The organism is Microbacterium testaceum, from assembly GCF_001476285.1.
In the GTDB taxonomy this organism is placed as follows: Bacteria; Actinomycetota; Actinomycetes; order Actinomycetales; family Microbacteriaceae; genus Microbacterium; species Microbacterium testaceum_B.
Map to the genome: position 1 here is coordinate 20,179 of NZ_LDRU01000044.1, position 7,263 is coordinate 27,441.

The following is a 7,263-nucleotide window of genomic DNA, read 5'->3' on the forward strand; positions in this document are numbered from 1 at the left end:
TCTCCTCACGCTCGATCGAGTGCTGGTCGACTCTCACGATAGTCACGTATTCCGATTCCGGCATCCGCCCTTGACAGACCGCGACATCTCCGCGAGGAGAGTGCCGGTCAGTGATGCCACAGGGCGGCGCTGCGGACCCGGTCCGCCTCGGCCCGCGCGTCGGGGATGACCTGGGCGAGCCCCGTCCCCGCGACCCAGGCTCCGGTCACCCCGAGGCCCGCCACCGCGTGCACTGCGCCGCGGGCCGCGGCGGTCTCGGCCGCGCGACCGATCGTGGCCGCGGGTTGCGACTGCACGTAGCGCACGCGCCGCGCGGCGCGGAGAGTGGATGCCGGCAGCTCGACGCCGAACATCGCCGCCGCCTCCGACAGCGCGAGGTGCGCCGCGGCGTCGTCGTCGAGGTCGGCGGTCGCCGGCTCTTCGCCCTGGGCTCCGAACGACACCCGGACGACGTGGACGCCGGGGCCGGTGGCATCCCGAACCCAGTCCCACTTCGCCGTCGAGTGCGTGAGAGCTTTCGCCACGTGGCTCCCGGGCACGGTGAGCACACCGGTGCCGCGGGGGGCGGCGTCGAGCACGGGCGCGTCGAGCACGAGGGTGACGACCTCGACCACGGGTGCCACGGGGTCGCCCACCTCGAGCGCGGGCACGACGGGCGCGAGGAGAGCTCGCGCGGGCCCCTCGGGGAGCGCCACGATGACGGCTTCGGCGTCGAGGGGTTCCGCGTCACCGGAGATCACGACGCGCCACCCGGTGCCGTTCGGCTCGAGGGCATCGACCGACGCCTCCGTGTGCAGCTCGACCCCGAGCTCGAGCAGCTGAGCGACGAGGGCGTCGACGAGGCGCGACATCCCCCCGGCGATGCCCTGCACGGCCCCACCGGGAGCGGGCGCTTTGCGGCCGTCCGCGACGGGAACGTCGGAGGCCGGGGCATCGGCGGGCTTGGCGTCGGCACGGCTGAGACGCATCTCTGCGACGGCGCCCGACAGCGAGCCCGTGCGGGTGAGGGCGGCGTTCAGTCCGGGCGCGGCGAGATCGACGTCGATGTCGTCGGGCCGCGCGGAGTACACCCCGCTCGTGACCGGCGCGACGAGGCGGTCGAGCACACGCGCGCCCATCCGGGTGCGGACGAGCGTGCCGAGGCTGCGCTGATGCCCGATCGTCAGCGGCGGCCGCAGGCGATCGAGGTAGGCGCGCCAGGTTCCGCTCCACCCGATGATGCGGCGGACGTCGGGGGCGAAGGGATTGTCCGGGATGCCGAGCACCCCACCCTTCGGCAGAGGAGCCGCCCCGACCCCCGGCACTCCCGCGACCCAGGCACCGGCGGGGTTCGGGGAGACGACGGCGTCGGCGAGTCCGAGTTCGTCGAGGAGGGTGCGGACCACGCCGCCGCGCGTCGCGAAGCTCTCGGCCCCCACATCGAGGGTGAGACCGCCCACCTCCGCCGAGCGGACCACGCCGCCGAAGGCCTCGGAGGCCTCGAGGACGGTGACGCGCAGCCCGACCTTGGCGCACTCCCGGGCCGCGACGAGGCCGGCGATCCCGCCCCCGGCCACGACGACGTGCGTTTCGGACGCCTGCCGCGCGAGGCGCGCGAGCGGGTCGCTCACGCGTTCGCCCCGAGCTCGGTCTCGCCGTGCGCGAGCTCGCCATGCGCGTGCGCGACGATCCGCGTCAGCACGGCGGGGTCGGTGTCGGGCGGAACGCCGTGTCCCAGGTTGAGGATGTGCGCGCGCGCCGCGCGTCCGCGCGCGAGCACGTCGTCGACGTGGGCTTCGAGGACGGGCCACGGGGCTCCGAGCAGCGCCGGGTCAAGGTTGCCCTGGAGCGTCACGTCGGGGCCGACGAGGGCCGCGGCTTCGTCGAGTGGCATCCGCCAGTCCACACCGACCGCGTCGGCGAGCCCGCCCAGGCGCATGTCGTCGAGGAAGGCCCCGGTGCCGACGCCGAAGTGGATGCGCGGCACCTCGATGCCCTCGAGCGCCCCGTGCGAGTGCGGAGCGATGAACTCGCGGAAGGTCGCGGGAGACAGCGACCCGGCCCACGAGTCGAACAGCTGCACGGCCTGCGCACCGCCGTCGATCTGCGCGTCGAGGAACGCGCGCGAAACGCGCGCGAGCCAGCCCGCCAGGCGGTGCCACGACGCGGGGTCGGCGTACATCATGCCGCGCGCCCGCAGGTGCTCCTTCGAGGGGCCGCCCTCGACGAGGTAGGCCGCGAGGGTGAACGGCGCCCCGGCGAAGCCGATCAGGGGCACGGCGTCGTCGAGCTCTGCCGTCACGAGGCGGGCTGCCTCGCGCACCGGCTCCGCAGCCGCTGCCACGTCGTCCGGGTCGATCGCCGTGATGCGCGCGACGTCGTCGGCCGTGCGCACCGGTTCGGCGAACACCGGGCCGCGCCCGGGCTCGATCACGACGTCGACACCGGCCAGGCGCAACGGCACGACGATGTCGCTGAAGAAGATGGCGGCGTCCACGTCGTGGCGGCGGATCGGCTGCAGCGTGATCTCGGCCGCGAGGTGCGGCGTGAGGCACGCGTCGAGCATGCGGGTCCCGACGCGCAGCTCGCGGTACTCGGGGAGCGATCGCCCCGCCTGCCGCATGAACCAGACGGGCTGCCGTTCGGGACGGTCGCCGCGAAGGGCGCGCAGAAGAGGGGCATCGGGGGTGGCCATGGCATCCATTCTCCCATCGGGCGTACGCGCGAAGAGGGGATGCCTCGACGTCGAGCGGCCGTCCGGAACACCCCTCGCACCCCGGGCGTAGAATGATCGGGTGCTGCTGTGCGTCAGCGCGAGTCACAAGACCGCGTCCTTCGAGCTCCTCGAGCGACTCAGCGTACCCAGCAGCCCCGTCGCACCCCTGATCACCGAGCACGGCGGCGAGTGCGTGCAGGGAGCGGTCGTCGTCGCCACCTGCAATCGCTTCGAGGCGTACGTCGACATGGACGAGCCGGTCACCGCGGGTGTCGCCCTCGGCGTCGAAGCCACCCTCGCGGCGATCGAGAGCGCCACGGGCGTCCCCGCACGCGAGCTCGAGGGCTCATACACCGTTCTCGGCGGCAGCGAGGTCGCGGAGCACCTGTTCGCCGTGGCATCCGGACTCGAATCCGTCGTCGTCGGCGAGGGCGAGATCGCCGGCCAGGTGCGCCGCGCACTCACCGAGTCGCGCGAGCAGGGAACGACCTCGGCCGAACTCGAGCGACTCTTCCAGCGGGCGTCCGAGGCTCAACGCGGTGTGAAGAACTCCACCGCGATCGGCCGCGCCGGGCGATCGCTCGTGCGCCTCGGCCTCGAGCTCGCGAGCAGCCGCATCGCCGACTGGTCGACCCAGCGCGTGCTGCTGGTCGGAACCGGCGCCTACGCCGCAGCGACCGTCGCCGCCCTCCGCGACCAGGGCGCCGAGAACATCTCGGTGCACTCGCCCTCGGGCCGCGCCGCGAAGTTCGCCGCGAAGCACGGCCTGCACGCCGTGTCGGCCGAGACGTTCCCCATGGCCGTCGCGCACGCCGACCTCGTGATCACGTGCACGACGAGCGAGCACCACGTCGTCAGCGCCGCGACCTTCGCCGCGGGCCGCACCGCGGTCGAAGCGGCCGCTCCCGCCGCGACCGGCTGCCCGGTCGACCACTCGGGTCGCCGTCTGGTGATCGACCTCGGCCTGCCCCGCAACGTCGACCCCGACGTCGCCACGGTGCCCGGCGTCGATCTGCTCGACCTCGAGACCATCCGCCTGCACGCCCCGCTCGAAGAGCTGCAGGCGACGGATGCCGCGCGCGACCTCGTCCGCGACGCCGCCCGCCGCTTCGTCTCGGTGGGAGAGCGCAAGAACATCACCCCCGCCGTCGTCGCCCTGCGCGCGCACGTCTTCGGGGTTCTCGACGCCGAGGTCGCGCGCGTCCGCGCCCGCGGCGACGAGGGCGGCCAGACCGAACAGGCCCTGCGCCACCTCGTCGGCGTGCTGCTGCACACCCCCACCACACGCGCGCACGAGCTCGCCGAGACCGGGCGCGCCGATGAGTACATCGACGCCCTCTCGGCCCTGTTCGGAATCGAGGTCGCCGAGTCCGCGACCTCCGCCGAGCGTCCGGTGGCCGACGCGGGCTGACGCGTTCCGCTGCGTGGCCGGGCGCGGGTGCGCTGCGCCGCGGGTGCGCTGCGGCGCGGGTGCGCCAGGCCGTGACCGGCGGAGGACCCGGGACGAGCGGAGGACCCACCCCCGGCATCCGTCCTCCCTTTGTCCCTGATCCTCCCACTGCCACCGGCACGGGGCTGCGGAGGGACTTCGGGGAGCGGGAGGCTGCGGCATCGCCTTCCCGTCGCTGAAACTCCTCCCCGCGGGGTCTGTGGGCCGAGAAACCGTGACCGGCGGAGGACCCGGGACGAACGGAGGACCCACCCCCGGCATCCCTCCTCCCTTCGTCCCTGATCCTCCCGGCGTCACGAAAGTCGGCACAGAAGCAGGCACCCCGTCGGGCAGGATGGACGCCATGAGCACTCCCGCATCCGAGGTGTACCGCGTCGCCGGGGAGAAGCGCTCCGGCAACGGCCTGCGCTGGGCGGCGACGGTGGTCATGGGGCTCTTCGACGCCGGGACCGATGCGCCGTCGGTGAGCGAGGTCGTGATCCGTCGGGCCGATGGCTCTCTCGTCAAGCGGCTCCCGCCCGGCGACGTCGAGCACTTCGAGAAGCAGCTCACCGAGGTGACGGCCGACCTCGGCACGATGGATGCCGTGCCCTTCGCGCAGAAGTGGATCGCCGAGCCCGAGTGAGCGAGGCCGGTTGAGCGAGGCGGGCCGCGCGAAGCGCGACGCGGGGCGGCGCGACGCGGGACGGATGCGGACGGCCGCGCGAGAATGGACGCATGAGCCTGCGCATCACCGACGACCCCGCCGCCGACGACCTGCTCTCGAGCAATCCCCTCGCGCTCCTCATCGGGATGCTCCTCGACCAGCAGGTCGCGATGGAGACCGCGTTCGCCGGACCGCTGAAGATCCAGGAGCGCACCGGATCGATGGATGCCGCGACCATCGCGCACGAGAACCCCGACACCTTCGCGGCTGCTTTCTCGCAGTCTCCCGCGGTGCACCGCTTCCCGGGATCGATGGCGAAGCGCGTGCAGGCGCTGTGCACCGCGATCGAGCAGGACTGGGGAGGGGATGCCGCGGCGATCTGGACGCGCGACGATCCCGACGGCGCAACGGTGTTGAAGCGCCTGAAGGCACTGCCCGGATTCGGCGAGCAGAAGGCCAAGATCTTCCTCGCGCTCCTGGGCAAACAGCGCGGCTTCACCGGCGCAGGATGGCGTGACGCCGCCGCTCCGTACGGCGAGGACGGGTCGTTCCGTTCCGTCGCCGACATCACGAGCCCCGAGTCGCTGACCAAGGTGCGCGAGTTCAAGCGCGCGGCTAAAGCAGCAGCGCGCGAGGGCGCTTCCTGACTCCTCCTCCCCAAGATGAGGGTTTGGGGAGAGTCCTCCACATCGGCTTCCTCGGCCGTGACGACCTGATTAATGTCGACTCGTTCGTCATCCCCGATTCACGACCGAAGGGTGGTCTCTCGTGAAGTTCGCAATGGGTTCCAGCACGCTGGGCGTGCTGAGCAAGGCAACATCGGGCTCGAGCGACGAGCTCTCACTGCTCGTCCGCCAGCTCTTCGAGGCCGCGGAGCCTCTCGAAGGACAGTTCCAGGGCGCCGGTCGCGCAGCCTTCGATCGCTTCAAGTCCCGCACCGACGAGATCTCGGCTGAACTCCAGCTCTCGCTCGACGGGGTACTCACCGGCATCACGGGCATGGACCGCTCGTTCCAGGAGGGCGAGGCGGCCATGGTCGACGAGACCACGAGCCTCGAGTCCGGTTCGTCGTTCGACGCCGCGCGCTTCGGCGCACGCTGAGAGAAGGAGACGCCCGCATGGTGAACCAGGCCGATCGTCGCGACTACTCGGTCGCGGCCTCGCAGAACGCTCAAGACAATTTCAACCGCATCGCGGCCCAGCTCGAGTCGCTGATCGATCAGCGCGACCGCGACGTGCAGGCCGCGATGGCGGACTACGCCGCCGACGGGGTGTCCGAGGACTACCACGGCAAGGAGGTGCGCTGGAAGAACGCCGCCGCCGAGGTACGCGGCATCATCCAGACCCTGCGCTCGTCCCTCGAGCGCAATGACGAGGCCGCACAGGCGGCGCTGGGCAAGGCTCGCGCCGCCGTCGAGTCCATCGGCTGACACGCGACACGACGGCGTCGGGCGTTCGCGTCCGGCGCCGTCGCCGTTTCGCGACGGACTTCTCCCCGCCGGTCGCACCCGCGAAAGCAGGTCCCATGTGCGGCGGGATCACGCTCGTGGGCTCGAGAAGAGGCCGGCGCCGGGGGACGTTCTCGGTGCGGTCAAGCCCGCGGGGCCAGGAGAGACGCATGAAGAAGGTATTGGTCGATGTCCAGGGAGGCGGCATGACCACGAACGAGGCGCTGCGCCTCGCCGACGTCGACCCGCTCGTGTTCACGCAGCGGGCGCACGCGGGGCAGCTGAGCGGCGCGGCGGCGCTCGACATCGTGATGCCCGTCGCCGTCCTGGCCGCGGGCATCGCCGTCGCGATCGCCGGTCTCCCCGTCGTGGGCACTGTCCTCATCGCCGTCGCGCTCGTCCTGCTCACCGCGACCGTCTGGCTGCTCGGCCGTACCGGGCGCACACTCGGAGCGGTCACCGTCGACATCCGTTTCGTCCGTCGGTCGACGGGAGCAGCGGCCGGACCCGGCGCGCTCCTCGCGCTCGTCGGCGGGGCCTTGGGAGCGTACGACCTGCGGCGCGGCCGCGACCCGTTCGCCCCCGCCATCGCCGCGTTCGCGTTCCCCGACGACGGCGGTGGGGCCTTGGCATCCGTCCGTCCGCGCCGCGGGATGGTTCCGACCCTGGCTCTCGACTCGGGCGAACGCCTCTCGCTCGATACGGCGCTCGTGCTCGGACGCGATCCGGTCGCTCCTGCCGACGCCCCCGCGCAGGTGTACCGCTGGGCCGACATGTCCCGCACGCTGTCGAAGTCGCATGTCCGCCTCGAGTGGGACGGCCGGCAGGTGTGGGTCACCGACCTCGGTTCGACCAACGGCACGCTCGTGCGCGGCGCAGGAGCATCGACGCCGCTCCTCGCGCACCAGCGCACGCCCGTGCCCGGGACCGTGACGCTGGAGATCGGCGATCGCGTGTTGACCATCCGAGAGGCAGGCCACTGATGCCCGACCAACGCGACGCGGTGCTCATCGAGCAGGCGAAG

Annotated in this window: 8 protein-coding genes; 6 read left to right on the top strand and 2 right to left on the bottom strand. The window is 72.4% G+C overall.

Annotation, left to right across the window (positions count from 1 at the left end; all coding sequences use genetic code 11):
• Positions 1-107: 107 nt before the first annotated feature.
• On the bottom strand, positions 108-1,610 hold the full coding sequence (gene hemG, locus NS283_RS09055) for a protoporphyrinogen oxidase (protein ID WP_058596534.1): 1,503 nt from the start codon (positions 1,608-1,610) through the stop codon (positions 108-110).
• Positions 1,607-2,674 carry a uroporphyrinogen decarboxylase gene (hemE, locus tag NS283_RS09060; RefSeq protein ID WP_081317346.1) on the bottom strand — a complete coding sequence of 356 codons (1,068 nt, stop codon included), beginning with the start codon at positions 2,672-2,674 and terminating at the stop codon, positions 1,607-1,609. Before hemE ends, hemG begins: the two co-directional genes overlap by 4 nt.
• Before the next feature lie 100 nt (positions 2,675-2,774).
• Here hemE and NS283_RS09065 point away from each other — a divergent pair, with 100 nt between their 5' ends.
• The 6 genes from NS283_RS09065 (at position 2,775) to NS283_RS09090 (ending at position 7,222) form a co-directional block, all read left to right on the top strand.
• Positions 2,775-4,106: a glutamyl-tRNA reductase gene (locus tag NS283_RS09065; protein ID WP_058596536.1), complete on the top strand. Its 1,332-nt coding sequence runs from the start codon at positions 2,775-2,777 to the stop codon at positions 4,104-4,106.
• 382 nt (positions 4,107-4,488) lie between these two features.
• The gene (locus tag NS283_RS09070) at positions 4,489-4,770 is read left to right on the top strand and encodes a hypothetical protein (protein ID WP_153003318.1); all 282 of its coding nucleotides are present in this window, start codon (positions 4,489-4,491) and stop codon (positions 4,768-4,770) included.
• Positions 4,771-4,862: 92 nt separating this feature from the next.
• The gene (locus NS283_RS09075) at positions 4,863-5,438 is read left to right on the top strand and encodes an HhH-GPD-type base excision DNA repair protein (protein WP_058596538.1); all 576 of its coding nucleotides are present in this window, start codon (positions 4,863-4,865) and stop codon (positions 5,436-5,438) included.
• Positions 5,439-5,559: 121 nt separating this feature from the next.
• The gene (locus NS283_RS09080) at positions 5,560-5,892 is read left to right on the top strand and encodes a hypothetical protein (RefSeq protein WP_058596539.1); all 333 of its coding nucleotides are present in this window, start codon (positions 5,560-5,562) and stop codon (positions 5,890-5,892) included.
• Positions 5,893-5,909: 17 nt separating this feature from the next.
• On the top strand, positions 5,910-6,221 hold the full coding sequence (locus tag NS283_RS09085) for a pore-forming ESAT-6 family protein (protein ID WP_058596540.1): 312 nt from the start codon (positions 5,910-5,912) through the stop codon (positions 6,219-6,221).
• A 224-nt stretch (positions 6,222-6,445) separates the two neighbouring features.
• Positions 6,446-7,222 carry an FHA domain-containing protein gene (locus tag NS283_RS09090; protein ID WP_193752654.1) on the top strand — a complete coding sequence of 259 codons (777 nt, stop codon included), beginning with the start codon at positions 6,446-6,448 and terminating at the stop codon, positions 7,220-7,222.
• The last annotated feature ends 41 nt before the right edge of the window (positions 7,223-7,263 follow it).